Origin of the sequence: Halobacterium noricense (genome assembly GCF_021233435.1) — an archaeon.
GTDB classification, from domain to species: Archaea; Halobacteriota; Halobacteria; order Halobacteriales; family Halobacteriaceae; genus Halobacterium; species Halobacterium noricense.
The window spans coordinates 1,641,940-1,657,330 of the sequence record NZ_CP089468.1 but is presented as its reverse complement, the minus strand read 5'-3'; the positions used below and the strand labels follow the sequence as shown (position 1 = coordinate 1,657,330).

Below are 15,391 nucleotides of genomic sequence, written 5' to 3'. Positions count from 1 at the left end.
GAGCGACGGCCGCGTCAGTCGAAGTGCTGGTCGATGGCCTGCTGGCGCTGGACCGTGCCGGTGTCCGTGCGCGGCAGCGGCTCCTCGCAGACGACGTACTCGCGGGGACGCTTGTAGTTCGCCAGTCCGTCGTGCTTGCAGCAGAAGTTGTCGAGCTCGTCGGCGTCGACCTCGCCCTCGGCGACGACGATGGCGGTGACCTTCTGCCCCCACTCCTCGTCGTCGCGGCCGAATACGAGCGTCTCCGCGACCGCGGGGTGGCCGTCGATGGCGCGCTCGACCTCCGCGGGGTAGATGTTCTCCCCGCCGCTGATGAACATGTTGTCCACGCGGTCCGTGATGTAGAGGAAGCCGTCCTCGTCGACTTCGGCGACGTCGCGGGTGCGCAGCCACTCGTCGAAGAAGGACTTCTCCTCGGCTTCGGGGTTGTCGATGTAGCCGTCCGGGACGCCCGGCCCGCGAGCGATGATTTCGCCCTGCTCGCCGGGCCCGACTTCCGCCTCGGGGTCGGGGTGTTCGGTGATGGGTGCGGTCTCGACGACGCGCAGCTCCCACGAGAACGACTCCTTGCCGATGGTGCCCGGGTGCTCGTCCTGCACTGAGGGGTGTGCGAACGTGAAGTTCGGGCCGCCCTCGGTCATCCCGTACGTGTTGTAGAGGTTCTCCGAGAGGAACTCCGAGGTGCGCTCGACGAGTTCCTCGGTAACGACCGACCCACCGGTCCGGATGTACGATAGCGTGCTCGTGTCGTAGGGGTCGGCCCCGTTCTCCTGGACGTCGGTGAGCAGCGAGAGCTGCGTGGGCACCGCCAGCAGGCCAGTCGCGGCGTTGTCCTCGACGAGTTCGAGCGCCTCGACGGGGTCGAACTCGGCGTGTAGGAGGACGGTCGCGCCCGCAAGCCAGTGGGGGTACAGCCACGCGTCCGAGGTGACCATGTGGTACCACGGCGTCGTCACGATGGCGAGGTCGGTCTGGTCGATGCCGTGCTCCATGACGCCCTGGTACGCGCCGGTCCACATCTGCTCGCCGTCGAACGCGACGGCCTTCGGCGTGGACGTGGTGCCGCTCGTGTAGAAGACGTTCGTCTTGCCGTCCGCGGGGAGGCGGTCGGGGAGCGTGGACGCGGCGGCGTCCAGCGTTTCCTCGTAGTCGAGGACGTCAGGGTGGTCGACGTTCTTCGACCCGGCGTGGAAGCCGACCGAGAGGTCCGCGCCGTCGATGACGTCGACGGCGGTGTCGGCGTTGGCGTCGTCGAAGAGGAGGGCGTCGGCACCCGCGGTCTCGACCATGTCGACGAGTTCGCCGGCCGTCCCGCGGAACGACAGCTGGACGGTCGGCGAGCCGCGCTTGTGACCGGTAATCATCGCTTCGGCGGCGGCCGGTCCGTTCAGCGCGAGAACCGCGAGTGGGGAGTCACCGACGCGGTCGGTGACTGCGTTCGTGAGTTCGGTGCTCCGGCGGTCGAACTCGTCGTACGTGAACGACCGACCGTCGTCGGTGACGATTGCGGTGTCGTCGCCGTGGACGCGGACACTCCGCTCGAATGCTTCCAAATAATGCATGCGTTACTGTGCTGTGTGACTCAAGCTCACACCAGATAATAACAGTGTCGGTTAATCGTTCGGGATGCCGTCGGCGGAATTTTCCAGTGGACGGCTACTTTTTCCGGGAGGTCAACGAACGGTCGACATGGTCGCCGACTCGACCAGGGTGCGCCGCGGATTCCTCGCCGGCGTCAAGCCGACGTTCATGCTCCCCGCAGTCGCCCTGGCGCTCGCCGGCAGCGCGCTCGCGCCCACCATCTCGCTCCTGCTCGCCGTCGCTCACGCGGCAGCTGTCGGCACCGCCCTCTACACAGCGCACGTCGTCGACGAGTACGTCGACGCCCACGTGCGTGGCGAGCACGACCCGGTTCTCTCGGCGGCCGCCGCCACGGCTGCTGCGGTCGCGTCAACGCTCGCGTTCGCCGTGCTGGCCACGGCCCTGTGGGTCGCTGGCGCCCGTGCTGCTGTCGCCGCAACGCTCCCGCTGTGGGCGCTCGCCGTCCTCCACGCACCCGTGCTCGACAAACACCCGGTGACCGTCACTGTCGACTACCCGGTCGGCGTCGCGCTCGCGTTCGCTGGCGGCTATCTCGCCCAAACGGGCCACCTCGCGCCCGGTATCGCCGCTGTCGCCGTCGTCCTCGTCGTCTCACTCTCCGGGCTGAAAATCTCCATCGACCGATTGGACCAGGCGTTCGACCGCACCATCCACAAGCACACGCTCCCCGTCCTGCTTGGGGACCGCACGAGTGCGCGCGTCGCCGCTGCTGTCCACGTGCTTGCAGCGGTACTCGTCGCCGGCTTCGTCGCGGCATCTATCCTTCCCACGCTCGCGCTGATTGCCGCCGCGGCCGCCCTCGCCGACGCGGTGCTCGCGGTTGCCGTCGCGCCGCGCTGGTCGGTCCGCGCGCAGATGGCGCTGGCGTACCCGTTCACGGCAGCGCTGCTCGCGGCGCAGTGTGCGAGCACAGGGTGTGCGGCGGCAGAAGTCGCGGGACTCGCGGGCTGACTACGAATACGCGAGATTGAGCTCGATGTCGTTCGAGGACGCGCGCAGTTGGTCGAGGAGTTCGGTCTCGCAGCGCTCGCGGCTCACGCGGTGGGCCGGCCCCGCGACCGCCAGCGACCCTACGAGTTCGTCCTCGTAGCGTAGCGGCACCGCGAGCGCGTGGATGCCTTCGAGGTCCTCGCCGAGGTTCAACGCGTACTCCTGCTCGCGGACCGTCTCTAGTTCCGCGCCCAGTTCCTCGCGGTCCGTGACCGTGTTCGGGGTGCGTGCGGGCAGCCCGTGGCGCTCGACGACCGCGTCGACTTCTTCCTCGGAGTAGTACGCCAGAATCGCCTTCCCGCCGGACGTGCAGTGCATGTAGTCCCACGAGCCGAGTATCGTGTCCACGTCGATGCCCGTCTCGCCGGCACCGCCGTAGAGGTACATCACGCGCCCGCTCTCGGGAGTGAACAGCCACACCATCTCCCCAGTCGTCTCGACGAGGTCGTCGACGACGGGGCGCGCCGCTCGGTAGACGTCGCGGCCGTTGCGGACCGCCTGTCCGTAGTCGAACAGCTCCAGCCCGAGGTGGTACTTCCCGTCGCGCTTGACGACGAACCCGTGCTCGCGCATCGTCGCGAGGTGGTTGTGGACGGTGCTCTTCGCGACGTCGAGGCGGTCGGCGAGTTCGGTGACGCCTGCGCCGTCGGCCTCCCGTAGCGCCGCTAACACCGCGAACAGCGTCTCGTCGGACTTCACCCCCGTTCGCGTCGTGGGCCCGTTTGGCATACGTTTCCCTTCGCGCGGAGCCACTAAACTGTTTCACGAACGCGCGACGGGACCAAAGTTCGACGCATCCGAAAACACAAGGAGGGTGTCCGCCGTAGTCGCTTGCAACCAGATGGCTTCCAACGAACACGGAGTCCCGGGGCGCGACGCGACGCCCCCGGCGGCGGACGACCGGTCGGAGTACGACTACGTTAGTGGCGACGTCGAGCGACCCGGACTCGTCGACGACCTGGAGGACCGCGTCGCCGGCGACGTGCGCTTCGACACGTACACGCGCCAACTGTACGCGACCGACGCGTCCGCCTACGAGGTGACGCCGGTCGGCGTCGTCTTCCCCACCGGCACCGAGGACGTCGCGGCGGTCGTCGACTACTGCGCCACGCGCGAGATTCCCGTGCTGCCCCGCGGCGGCGGCACGAGCCTCGCGGGCCAGGCGGTCAACGAGGCCATCGTCCTCGACTTCACGCGGTACATGGACGGCATCATCGACGTCGACCCCGAGGGCCGGGAGGCCCACGTGCAGGCGGGCACCGTCCTCGAAGACCTGAACCAACGGCTCGCCCCACACGACCTGAAGTTCGCGCCCGACCCCGCAGCCGGCAACCGGAGCGCCGTCGGCGGCGCTATCGGGAACAACTCCACGGGCGCGCACTCCCTGAAGTACGGGAAGACCGACGCCTACGTCGAGGAGTGTGAGGTCGTGCTCGCGGACGGGTCGACCGCGACGCTCGGCGAGATGGACGTCGAGGAACTCCGCGAGCAGGCCGACGCGGACGCCGACGACCTCCTGCCGCGCGTCTACGCGGGCGTCGTCGCCATCCTCGACGATCACGCCGACGAGGTCGAAGCGCGCTTCCCGGACATGAAGCGCAACGTCTCCGGCTACAACCTCGACCGGCTCGTCGACGAAGCCAACGACGGCACCGTGAACCTCGCACGCCTGCTCGCGGGCAGCGAGGGCACGCTGGCCATCGTCACCGAGGCGACCGTCTCCCTCGAACCGGTTCCGGAGACGAAGTCGGTCACGCTGTTGACCTACGAGAGCGTCGTCGACGCCGTCACCGACGTCCAGCACGTCCTCGACCACGACCCCGCGGCGGTCGAACTCATCGACGACACGCTCATCGACCTCGCCAGCAACACCGCGGAGTTCGAGGACGTCACCGCGTTGCTCCCCGAAGGAACGCGCGCCGCACTGCTCGTGGAGTTCTACGCCGAGGACGACGAGGACGGCCAGGAGAAGACCGCCAGCCTCGTCGCCGATCGCGTGGCGGGCGGCCACGACGGCGGCGAACCCGACGTCGCTGGCGGCGGCGACCGGTACGCCTTCGACGCCCTCGAAGCCCACGACGACGAGGAGCGCGCGACCTACTGGAAGCTCCGCAAGGCCGGGATGCCGATTCTGCTGGGCCGTACGAGCGACGGGAAACACATCTCGTTCATCGAGGACTGCGCGATTCCGCCCGAACACCTCCCGGAGTTCGTCACGCGCTTCCAGGAGATTCTCGGCGACAACGACACGTTCGCGTCGTTCTACGCGCACGCCGGCCCGGGCGTCCTCCACGTCCGCCCGCTCATCAACACCAAATCCGAGACCGATCTCGCGGCGATGGAGGACATCGCCGACCGCGTCACCGACATGGTCGTGGAGTTCGGCGGGAGCGTCTCCGGCGAGCACGGCGACGGCCGCGCGCGCACCCAGTGGAACCGCAAACTCTACGGCGACCAGCTCTGGGGCGCGTTCCGAGACCTCAAGACCGCCTTCGACCCGGACTGGCTGCTCAACCCCGGGCAGGTCTGCGGGGACGTCGACATGACCGAGAACCTCCGGTTCAGCCCCGACTACGAGTTCGACGCGGGCTTCGACGCGGAACTCAACTGGGACAACGAGAACGGCCTCCGCGGCATGGTCGAACTCTGCCACGGCTGTGGCGGCTGCCGCACCGAGCAGGACACCACGGGCGGCGTGATGTGCCCGACCTACCGCGCCGCCGACGAGGAAATCACGTCGACGCGGGGCCGCGCGAACATGCTCCGGCAGGCGATGAGCGGCGACCTCCCGGACGACCCGACCGGCGACGAGTTCGCCGAGGAAGTGCTGGACCTCTGTGTCGGCTGTAAGGGCTGTGCGAAAGACTGCCCTAGCGAGGTCGACATGGCGAAGATGAAAGCCGAGGTCACCCACGAGCGCCACCAGCGCGAGGGGGCCAGCGTCCGCGACAAACTGTTCGCCAACGTCGACACGCTCGCCGCGCTCGGCAGCGCGACCGCGCCCGTCTCGAACCTCGTCTCGAAGGTGCCGGGCGCTCGCACGGTGATGGAGAAGACCGTGGGTATCGCCAGCGAGCGCACGCTCCCGAGCTTCGAGCGCGAGACCCTCAAGGACTGGTTCGACGCGCGCGGCGGCACGACCGTCCCGGCCGGCGACGCCGACCGGAAGGCCGTGCTGTTCCCGGACACCTACACGAACTACGCGCACCCCGAAATCGGGAAGGCTGCCGTCCAGGTGCTCGAAGCCGCGGGCGTCCACGTCGACCTCGCCGACCGCACCGACAGCGGCCGGCCCGCTCACTCGAAGGGCTTCCTCGACAAGTCCCGCGAGACCGCTCGGCAGAACGTCGCGGCGCTCGAACCGCGGGTCGCCGACGGCTGGGACGTCGTGCTCGTCGAGCCCTCCGACGCCGTGATGTTCCAGTCGGACTACCTCGACTTGCTCTCGGGTGACACCGTCGAGACGCTCGCCGCGAACACGTACGGCGTCTGCGAGTATCTGGACGTGTTCCGGCTGGGCGAGGAAGTCGAGTGGAGCGCGCCCGAGGCGTCGCTGTCCTACCACGGCCACTGTCACCAGAAGGCGACGAAGAAAGACCACCACGCGGTCGGCGTGCTGCGCCGCGCGGGCTACGCGACCGACCCCGTGGACTCGACGTGCTGTGGGATGGCCGGGACGTTCGGTTACGAGGCCGAACACCACGCCATGAGCGAAGCAATCGGCGACATCCTCGTCGACCAGCTCGACGACAGCGACGGCGAACTCGCGGTCGCGCCCGGCGCGTCCTGCCGCACCCAGCTCGGCGACATGCTCGACGAGGACGCCCGTGACGCCGCGGACCTCGTCCCCGAGGACCGCGAGAGCCCGCCGACGCCCGTCGAACTGCTCGCCGCAGCCGTCCAGAACTAGCTCTCAGTCCTCTCGTTCTCCGCGAGATACTGTCGGCCTTCCTCGGTTTCGCGCAGCATCTCGTCGAACACCGCGGCGTCCGTCTGGAACTTGTGGACCTGATGGAGGACGGTGTTGTGGAACCCCGAGATGAACCCGCCGAACTCCTTGAAGAACTCGTGAATCCAGCGCTGCATGTGGTCGTTGTCGCGGAACTGCGTGATGAACTGCCAGTGGTACTCCGAGTCCGCGTTGAAGAACATCAACACGTGTGGGTCGTCACGGAGCGCCCAGTAGCAGTCCTCCCACTGGTCGGCGAAGTTCGGGTAGTGGAAGGACAGCCGGAACAGGTAGTGGTTGAAGATGCTCTGGTCGGGGATGACCGTCTCCCGGTAGAGGCCGTCTTCGCCCATCTCGCGGAGAATTTCGCTGATGCGATTGTGGGAGAGTTCGATGCCGTACTCGTCGGCGAGAATCCCGCTGAGTTCGCGCGTCGACGCGGTCGGGTTCGCGACGCGCACCTTCAGAATGACGATGTTTCGGGGGGAGACTGAGTCGTCTGGCCCGTTCGCTGGCATGCCCGTGAGTCGGGCGGGGGCCGTGAAATTCCTACTGGTTGGCGGCCCCGACCCCGCTAGAAGGGGTACTCGCGGGGTTCGTGCTGGACGCTAATCCACTTCTGCTCGGTGACTTCGTCGAGGAAGTCCGTGGTGTTGTAGCCGCCGACGCCGGACGCGTTCGTCCCGCTGAACGGCACGTGGGCTTCGTCGTTGATGGGCTGGTCGTTGACGTGGACCATCCCGGTGTCCATCCGGTCGGCAATCTCCCGACCCGTTCCGAGGTCGCCCGCGTGCACGCTCCCGGAGAGACCGTACTCCGTATCGTTGGCGAGTTCGACGGCCTCGTCGACGTCCGAGAACGGGATGACCGGCGCGATGGGGCCGAAGTGCTCGAAGCACGCCGCGGACATGTCGTTCGTCACGTCCGAGAGCACGGTCGGCTCGACGACCAGCGAGTCGGAGACGCCCTCCACGCCGAGGGTTTCGCCGCCGGTTTCGAGGGTTGCGCCGGCGTCGATAGTTTCCTCGACGTATTCGAGCATCTCGTCGCGCTGGGACTCGTCGATGATGGGCCCGACGACCGTCTCCGGGTCGTGGGCGCTCCCGACGGGCAGCGATTCCGCGCGCTCGGTGAGCTTCTGGACGTACTCGTCGTAGATGTCCTCGTGGACGAGGTGGCGATTGATGGAGATACAGACCTGGCCCTGGTGGACGAACGACCCGAAGACTGCCGCATCGATGGCCTGGTCGAGGTCCGCGTCCGCAGTCACGATGTGGGCGTTGTTGCCGCCGAGCTCCATCGCCGGGACGGCGAGGTTCTCGCCGGCGAGCCCCGCGACGTGGCGGCCGACGGGCGTCGAACCGGTGAACGCGACGACGGAGCTCTCGGGGTGGCTGGCGACGCGGTCGCCGATTTCGGAGCCGCGGCCGGTGACGACGTTCAGCACGCCCTCGGGAAGGCCGGCTTCCTCGAAGAGCTTCGCGAGCAGGAGCCCGCCCACGATGGGGGTGTTCGTGGAGGGCTTGAGCACGACGCTGTTGCCGGCGGCGATGGCGGGCGCGACGGCGCGCATCGAGAGGTTCAGCGGGAAGTTCCACGGCGAGATGACCGTGACGACGCCTTTCGGCTGGCGTTCGACGATGTTCTCCTTGCCCGGGATGTTCGAGGCGGCGTGCTCGCCTTTCATCCGCCGCGGCAGGGTCGCCGCCTCGTTCGTCTGGTCGCTGGCGAGGTGGACGGACGTCCCGCCCATGACGGCGGAGCCGCCGGCCTCGCGGCCGAGCAGGCCGACGATGTCCTCCTCGTGTTCTTCGAGGAGGTGGAGGACGTTCTCCAGGACTTCCTGTCGTTGCGCAGGCGGCGCTTGTGCCCACTCTTCTTGTGCTTCGGCGGCGGCCTCGTAGGCGGCGTCGACGTCGGCTTCGGTCCCCTCGGGAACTTCGGCGACCGTTTCGCGCGTCGAAGGGTCCTCGACGGCGATGGTCTCCCCGCTGTCGGCGGCCACCCACTCGCCGCCGATGAACTGCTCGCTCCAGTCCGCGTCGATCGAAAGTTCCAGTGACATCGTCTACTGATTGTGAGCCGTCTCAGATAAAAGTACGCGCGCGGGCGTGGACTACCGCATCTTACCGGCTGTTCCTGCTATCGCTACTCGATGGGGAAGCGCAGGTCCGCGGCGTTCTCCGTCTGCGGGTAGACGAGCTGCTGGTCGCCGTTCCACCACTGCGCGCTCGCGGCCGATAGCTGGCCCGGCTCGGGCATGCCGTACTCGTCGAAGCTGAACTCGCCGATGACGGTCTGGAACTCCGATTCGTCGAGTGTCGACCGAATCGCGTCCGGCTCCGTGGACTCGGCCCCGGAGAGCGCCTGCTGGGCGGTCTGTACGAGGTTGTAGCCGACGCCGACCATCACGCGCGGCACGGCGTTTTCGCCCGCGTCCTCCGTGTTCGCACGGTAGGTGTCCAGCAGCGTCTGGTTGCCGTTCCCGGTCATCCCGGGGGCCCAGCCGGGGCACATCGTCACGTAGTTGCCCGATTCGCCGAGCGCCGACCACCACGCCTGCGGGTCCGACGCCCGCACGAACTCGATGAAGTCGGGCGTGTAGCCGCTGTTGTTGATCTGGGTCATCGCCGTGATGCCGTCCGGGGGCTGCGGGCACGCAACCAGCGCCTCGACGTTCGCGCTCTCGGACTGGGAGATGAGCGTCGAGAAGTCCTGGTTGCCCGTGTTGTACGTCTCCCGCATCGCGACTTCGTAGCCGGCCTCCGAGAGCTTCGTCTCCCAGGCTTCGGCCATCTCCTCGCCCCAGCCGGAGTTCTCCTCCCAGATGCCGACCCGCTCGGGGCGGTCGGCTTCCGGGACCAGCTCTAGCATGCCGGTGGTCGCGCGCGTCACGTCCCGCGTCTTCGGGAACGGCGTGTACGTCCACTCCTTGCCTTCGTCGGTCAGTGGCGCCTCGTAGCAGGTGGCGACCGCGAGGAACGGCAGCCCCTCGTTCTCGGCGAGCGCGCTGCCCGCCATCACGAGCGGGCTGGAGAAGCTCCCCCAAATCATGTCGACGTCGTTGTTGCTGAGGGTCTCCTGCATGACCTGGCGCAGCGTCGTGGGGTCGCTCTCGTCGTCTTTCACGATAAGTTCGACCTCTTGGCCGTCGATGCCGCCGTTCTCGTTGATGACGTCGACGCCGAGTTCGTAGCCGCGCAGCATCTCGGTCCCGACCGAGGAGAGCCGCCCCGTCTCCGGAACCGCGGCCGCGACGGTAATCGTATCGTTGCTCCCGCCGCCACCGAAGGCTGTACAGCCTGCCAGTCCAGTGATGCCGAGCGCGCCGGCTGCGCCGGCCGACTTCAGGTACGACCGCCGCGTCTGGCCTTTGTCAAACGTGCCCATACACCCTACTCGACAATCATTATGTTAAATGTTTCCGTTAGAATTGAATTGTATGTGAGCTAACCTCGCCCGAACGCTTACCAGTATATGACCTCCCGCAGGTGCCGCGATTTTCGTCGCTCGTTCATCGACGGATTCTACACCAGTAATCACTCCTCATCTCGGCGCAGTATCCAAACTACTCGGAAGTACAGACTACTATTACGATTGAAAACTCGGGTCGAGACAGCGGTCGTTCAGTCTCGTCAGTCGTACACAACAGTCACGCCACTCCATATCGAATGCCAAACCGTCAGCGCGGCTTTCCCAACAAGTATAGATATTTACTTGCTACACTGCCCTATTATTTGGCGTATATTTGTATATAATGGGTATATAAGGACTATCATCGACTACTCTTCCGGTGTCAGGTGTCCTCGGTGTCACTCCCTGCGGTTAGCTAGTACGACTCGCGGCGGTGGTTTGACGACCACACTATGTATTTCAACGTTTGTATCATTTTTGGATACACTCAGAAGAGTGAGTGTTTTGCCACCACACGACGCGTCTCTCGCGCACGACTCGGTCGCTGGTCAGGCGACGCGGTACACTGCCAGTTTCACGCCGTACGGCTGGCGGACGCCGGTCGCGACGAACACGCTCTGGGTCAGCCAGTCGAGCTCCGGGTCGGCGGTCTCGAACTCCGGCACCGAGCGGAAGTAGACGTCCTCGGGGTCGACTTCCTCCCCGTCGCGCAGTCGGCGGCTGTCCTCGGGGGATGCGTACCGGATGCCGCGATTCTCCACGTAGACGCGCGAGCCGCTGTCCGTCTCGAAGGCGTACTTCGCCACTAGTTCCGTGGGGCGCTCGGTGCGGTAGAGTTGGTAGTCCGCGCCGCCGGGGAGCACGTGCCCGTCGATGCGACCCGACACTGTCCCGTCGGTAATTTGGATGATGCGGCGCTCGCCGTTCCCGGTCTCCCCGATTTCGATGGGGTCGGCGACCTCGATGTCGAGGTCGAGAACGTGCTCCAGCGACGGTGTGAGGTGCTCGTTGCTGTGTTCGTCGATAACTCCTGGCATACCCCCGTGTTCGCCTCGGGATACATAATTGCTACTCAGGGGCCTATCCGAGAGCCACGGGGCCGCCGATTTCGGGGTGTACTTTTTGGTCCCCCACTGTGAACCGCCGTGCATGGCCATCGTCGCAGCAGTCGACGGCGAACAGATTCCAGACCGGGTCGTCGAGGTCGGTGCCGACCTCGCCACGCAGTACGACGAAGAACTCGTCGTCGTCCACGTGATGCCACAGGACACCTACGAGGAGCGCGCCAGCGGCGGGAAGACGCCGGATTTCGGCTTCCCGACCGCGTCCGGCACCGAGTACGGCGGCAACGACGGCGAGTCGTACTCCATCGACCAGGCGCGCCGGGATGCCGGCGGCGTCGCTCGCGACGTCGCGACAGAGACGCTCGACGACTCTCCGACGGACGTCTCGTACGTCGGGCGCGTCAGCGAAGTGGTCTCGGAGGTGCTCGGTGTCGTCGACGACCGCGACCCGACGTATCTCGTCGTCGGCGGCCGGAAGCGTACGCCCGTCGGCAAGGCCGTCTTCGGGAGTTCCACCCAGTCGTTCCTCCTCAACGCGTCGGTTCCGGTCGTGACGGTCATGACCGAAGAGTGACCGGTAGACATAAGCCCGGTCTGGGAGGATGTACGTGACATGCGAACGGACACCATAGACCAGTTCGCGTCCTCGCTAGCGGCCGCCGACGTCGCCTGCACCCGCGTCGAGGCTGCGGAGTTCTCCGCGGCGCTCGACGACGTCGTCGATGCACCGGCCGTCGGCGTCCCACTCGGCATTGACGGCGTCTCACTGGACGATACTGCCGTCGAGTTGCCGCCGACGCCACGCCTGCTCCGGGAGGCCGAAACTGGCGTGACACGCGTCCACGGCATCGTCGACCACGGGAGCTTCGTGATTCAGGCCGACGCCGCGGGCACCGAACCGGTGAGCCTCTACCCGCGGACACACGTCGGCGTCGTCCGCGCCAGCGACCTCCACGCGGATGTCGAGGAGACCGCGTCGTGGCTCGGCGAGGAGTTCGACGCCGGCCGCGACGCCGCGGTGTTGGCGACGGGTGCCAGCGCCACCGCCGACATGGGCGAACTCGTCCACGGTGTCCACGGCCCGCAGTCGGTGCACGCAGTGGTGGTGACGGACCGATGAGCGCCGACCGCGAGCGCAAGGCCGCGAAGATTCGCCACCTGCTCGAAACCGAGGGCGACGCCGTCTTCGAGAACACTACGCACGTCAACGCGGGTCGCTACGAGACCAACAGCCACCGCGACGACATCGACGAGCTGCGGGACGCGGCCCGCGCCATCAAGGAGGACGCCATCGAGCGCCTCCCCGAACTCGTCGAGACGGTCAAGGAGTCCGTGGAGGCCAACGGCGGCGAAGTGTACGTCGCCGACGACGCCGCCGACGCGAACCGCTACATCACGGAGGTCACCGAGTCCAAGGGCGCGGAGACGTTGGCGAAGTCGAAGTCGATGACGACCGAGGAAATCGACGTGAACGACGCGCTGGCGGACGCAGGCGTCGACGTCACGGAGACGGACCTCGGGGAGTTCGTCGTGCAGGTCGCCGACGAAGCGCCCTCCCACCTCGTCGGGCCGGCGTTCCACAAGTCCACCGAGGACATCGCGGAGCTGTTCAACGCTCACTTCGACCCCGACGAGCCATTCGAAACCGCCGAGGACCTGACGCAGTTCGCGCGCGACCACGTCGGCGAGAAGATAGTGGACGCCGACGTGGGGATGACCGGCGCGAACTTCGTGTTCGCCGAGTCGGGCACCGTCGCGCTCGTCACCAACGAGGGCAACGCCCGGAAGTGCGCGGTCACGCCGGACACGCACGTCGCGGTCGCGGGCATCGAGAAACTGATTCCGAGCGTCGACGACTTCCCGCCGTTCGCGGAACTCATCGCGCGCGCCGCCGGCGGCCAGGACATCGCGACGTACCTCTCGCTGCTCTCCCCGCCCGTCGACTCGCCGGTCGTGGACTTCGACGAGCCGGACGAACCACTGGACGCGAGTACGGACGACCGCGAGTTCCACCTCGTGTTGCTGGACAACGGCCGCACGGAGATGCGCGAGGACGACGACCTCCGGGAGACCCTGTACTGCATCCGCTGTGGCGCGTGCGCGAATTCGTGTGCGAACTTCCAGCACGTCGGCGGGCACGCGTTCGGCGGCGAGACGTACACTGGTGGCATCGCGACCGGCTGGGAGGCCGGCGTCCACGGCCTCGACTCGGCGGCGGAGTTCAACGACCTCTGCACGGGCTGTTCGCGCTGTGTCGACGCCTGCCCGGTGAAAATCGACATTCCGTGGATCAACACGGTCGTCCGCGACCGCATCAACCGCGGCGCAGACGCGGAGTTCGACTGGCTCGTCGAGGGGCTCACGCCGGACGCCGACCCGGGTGGCGTGGACCTCCAGAAGCGCCTGTTCGGGAATTTCGGGACGCTCGCGAAGCTCGGCTCCGCGACCGCGCCGGTCTCGAACTGGCTCGCCGACTGGGGGCCGACGCGCGCGGTGATGGAGCGCGTCGCGGGCGTAGACCGCCGCCGCGACCTCCCGGAGTTCCAGCGCGAAACGCTCGTGGACTGGTTCGAGGCCCGAGACCCGCTCCCGGCTGCCGGCGACGCCGACCGCGAGGTCGTCCTCTACCCGGACGCCTACACCAACTACGTGCTCGTCGACCGCGGGAAGGCCGCCGTCCGGACGCTGGAAGCGCTCGGCGTGGACGTGGCCGTCGCACCGTGCCACGAGAGTGGGCGCGCACCGCTCTCCCAGGGGATGATTGCAACCGCGCGCGAGAACGCCGAACGCGTCGCCGACAGTCTCGACCCGCACCTCGATTCGGGACGCGACGTGGTCGTTGTCGAACCCTCGGACCTGGCGGCGTTCCGCCGCGAGTACGAGCACCTCCTCGACGACGACCGCGCCGAGCGCCTCGCCGAGCACAGCTACGAGGTCATGGAGTACGTCTACGGCCTCTTGGAGAACGGCGCGGACGCCGACCTGCTCGCCTCGGGCGGCGAGGTGGCGTTCCACAGCCACTGCCAGCAGCGCACGCTCGACGTCGACGTCTACACGGAGGCGGTGTTCGAGCGCCTCGGCTACGACGTCGTCACGTCGGACGTGGAGTGTTGTGGGATGGCGGGGAGCTTCGGCTACAAGTCCGAGTACTACGAGCTCAGCGTCGACGTCGGGGAGACGCTCGCCGACCAGTTCGAGGCTCAGGACGTCGCCCAGCGCGAGCTCGTCGCCAGTGGCGCGTCCTGCCACGAGCAACTCGGGTCGCTGCTCCCGCAGGCGTCGACACACCCCGTCGAACTCGTCGCGCCGGAGTAGCCGGCGAGCCAGCCGAATCGGGGCGGCTCACCGGCCGTGCGTACGCGCTGAAACGACGCCGCAGCGCGCCCGATGCCCGCGTTACGGGAAAATTTTTTATACGGTTACTACTTCAAGTGCAGTGTGACACTCCACCACAGTGAGCGTGGGTTGCAGTCCCACGACCACGTCCGCACACCACCGCGCACAGGCCCGACACGGTCCCATCCAGCCGAAGGCACAGACCCCGAGCGAACGACGGTTCGCCCGCGGAAACGAGCGTTGAACTGAACTCATGGACGGAAACGTCACGATATCCAACCTCGAAAAAGTGTACGACGACGGCTCCGAGCGGACCATCGCCGTCGAGGACCTCTCTTTCGACATCGACGGCGGCGAGTTCGTCAGCGTCGTCGGGCCGTCCGGGTGTGGGAAGAGCACGCTGCTGTACCTCGTCGCCGGCTTCCTCGACGAGACCTCCGGCACCATCGACATCGACGGGACGCCCATCGACGGTCCCGGAACCGACCGCGGTGTCGTCTTCCAGGACTACGCGCTGTTCCCGTGGCGGACGGTCATGGAGAACGTGACCTACGGGCTCGAAGAACAGGACATGCCCGAGGAGGAGCGCCGCTCGACCGCCCAGAAGTACATCGACATGATGGACCTCTCGGGCTTCGAGGACAACTACCCGAAGGAGCTCTCCGGCGGGATGAAACAGCGCGTCGGGCTCGCGCGCACCCTGGCCTACGACCCGAAGATTCTGTTGATGGACGAGCCGTTCGGCGCGCTCGACCAACCGCTGCGCGAGGACCTCCAGGACCAACTCATCGACATCTGGGGTGACCTCGACAAGACCGTCATCTTCGTCACCCACGACGTCGAGGAAGCCGTCTACCTCTCGGACACAGTGATGGTGATGACCCGCCACCCCGGCACGAAGAAGACCGTCACGGAGGTCGACATCGACCGCTCGCAGTCCCGCGAGGACATTATCACCAGCGACGCGTTCACCGAGACGAAAAACGAGGTCTGGAAGTCGCTCAGGGAGGAGACCCAACCGGAGGTGCAACCGTAA

The 15,391-nt window shown here is 67.0% G+C and carries 12 protein-coding genes; 6 read left to right on the top strand and 6 right to left on the bottom strand.

Annotated elements, in window-relative coordinates; all coding sequences use genetic code 11:
* Positions 1-14: 14 nt before the first annotated feature.
* Positions 15-1,562, bottom strand: a complete 1,548-nt coding sequence (locus LT974_RS08685) for a class I adenylate-forming enzyme family protein (RefSeq protein ID WP_232587281.1) — start codon at positions 1,560-1,562, stop codon at positions 15-17.
* A gap of 127 nt (positions 1,563-1,689) precedes the next feature.
* On the opposite strand from LT974_RS08685, the gene LT974_RS08680 reads away from it, so the two are divergent.
* Positions 1,690-2,553, top strand: a complete 864-nt coding sequence (locus LT974_RS08680; protein WP_232587280.1) for a UbiA family prenyltransferase — start codon at positions 1,690-1,692, stop codon at positions 2,551-2,553.
* Here LT974_RS08680 and LT974_RS08675 read toward each other — a convergent pair whose 3' ends face one another.
* Positions 2,554-3,321: an IclR family transcriptional regulator gene (locus LT974_RS08675; RefSeq protein WP_232587279.1), complete on the bottom strand. Its 768-nt coding sequence runs from the start codon at positions 3,319-3,321 to the stop codon at positions 2,554-2,556.
* Positions 3,322-3,433: 112 nt separating this feature from the next.
* Here LT974_RS08675 and LT974_RS08670 point away from each other — a divergent pair, with 112 nt between their 5' ends.
* Positions 3,434-6,502 carry an FAD-binding and (Fe-S)-binding domain-containing protein gene (locus tag LT974_RS08670; RefSeq protein ID WP_232587278.1) on the top strand — a complete coding sequence of 1,023 codons (3,069 nt, stop codon included), beginning with the start codon at positions 3,434-3,436 and terminating at the stop codon, positions 6,500-6,502.
* Here the strand turns inward: LT974_RS08670 and LT974_RS08665 are convergent.
* The 4 genes from LT974_RS08665 to LT974_RS08650 all read right to left on the bottom strand — a co-directional run bounded on the left by LT974_RS08665 (position 6,499) and on the right by LT974_RS08650 (position 10,992).
* Positions 6,499-7,059, bottom strand: coding sequence for a helix-turn-helix domain-containing protein (locus LT974_RS08665; protein ID WP_232587277.1), 561 nt, complete (start codon positions 7,057-7,059; stop codon positions 6,499-6,501). The genes LT974_RS08670 and LT974_RS08665 overlap by 4 nt on opposite strands.
* Before the next feature lie 56 nt (positions 7,060-7,115).
* Positions 7,116-8,606, bottom strand: coding sequence for an aldehyde dehydrogenase family protein (locus tag LT974_RS08660; RefSeq protein ID WP_232587276.1), 1,491 nt, complete (start codon positions 8,604-8,606; stop codon positions 7,116-7,118).
* A gap of 83 nt (positions 8,607-8,689) precedes the next feature.
* On the bottom strand, positions 8,690-9,931 hold the full coding sequence (locus tag LT974_RS08655; protein ID WP_232587275.1) for an amino acid ABC transporter substrate-binding protein: 1,242 nt from the start codon (positions 9,929-9,931) through the stop codon (positions 8,690-8,692).
* A 572-nt stretch (positions 9,932-10,503) separates the two neighbouring features.
* A complete protein-coding gene (locus LT974_RS08650; protein WP_232587274.1) occupies positions 10,504-10,992 on the bottom strand; it encodes a DUF3237 domain-containing protein in 489 nt (162 codons plus the stop codon).
* Between the two features lie 112 nt (positions 10,993-11,104).
* On the opposite strand from LT974_RS08650, the gene LT974_RS08645 reads away from it, so the two are divergent.
* The 4 genes from LT974_RS08645 (at position 11,105) to LT974_RS08630 (ending at position 15,391) form a co-directional block, all read left to right on the top strand.
* Positions 11,105-11,593: a universal stress protein gene (locus LT974_RS08645; protein WP_232587273.1), complete on the top strand. Its 489-nt coding sequence runs from the start codon at positions 11,105-11,107 to the stop codon at positions 11,591-11,593.
* 39 nt (positions 11,594-11,632) lie between these two features.
* Positions 11,633-12,139 (top strand): LUD domain-containing protein, encoded by a 507-nt coding sequence (locus LT974_RS08640; protein ID WP_232587272.1) that lies wholly within the window; start codon positions 11,633-11,635, stop codon positions 12,137-12,139.
* Entirely contained in the window at positions 12,136-14,334 is a 2,199-nt protein-coding gene (locus LT974_RS08635; RefSeq protein WP_232587271.1) for an LUD domain-containing protein, read from the top strand. Before LT974_RS08640 ends, LT974_RS08635 begins: the two co-directional genes overlap by 4 nt.
* A gap of 274 nt (positions 14,335-14,608) precedes the next feature.
* The gene (locus tag LT974_RS08630) at positions 14,609-15,391 is read left to right on the top strand and encodes an ABC transporter ATP-binding protein (protein WP_232587270.1); all 783 of its coding nucleotides are present in this window, start codon (positions 14,609-14,611) and stop codon (positions 15,389-15,391) included.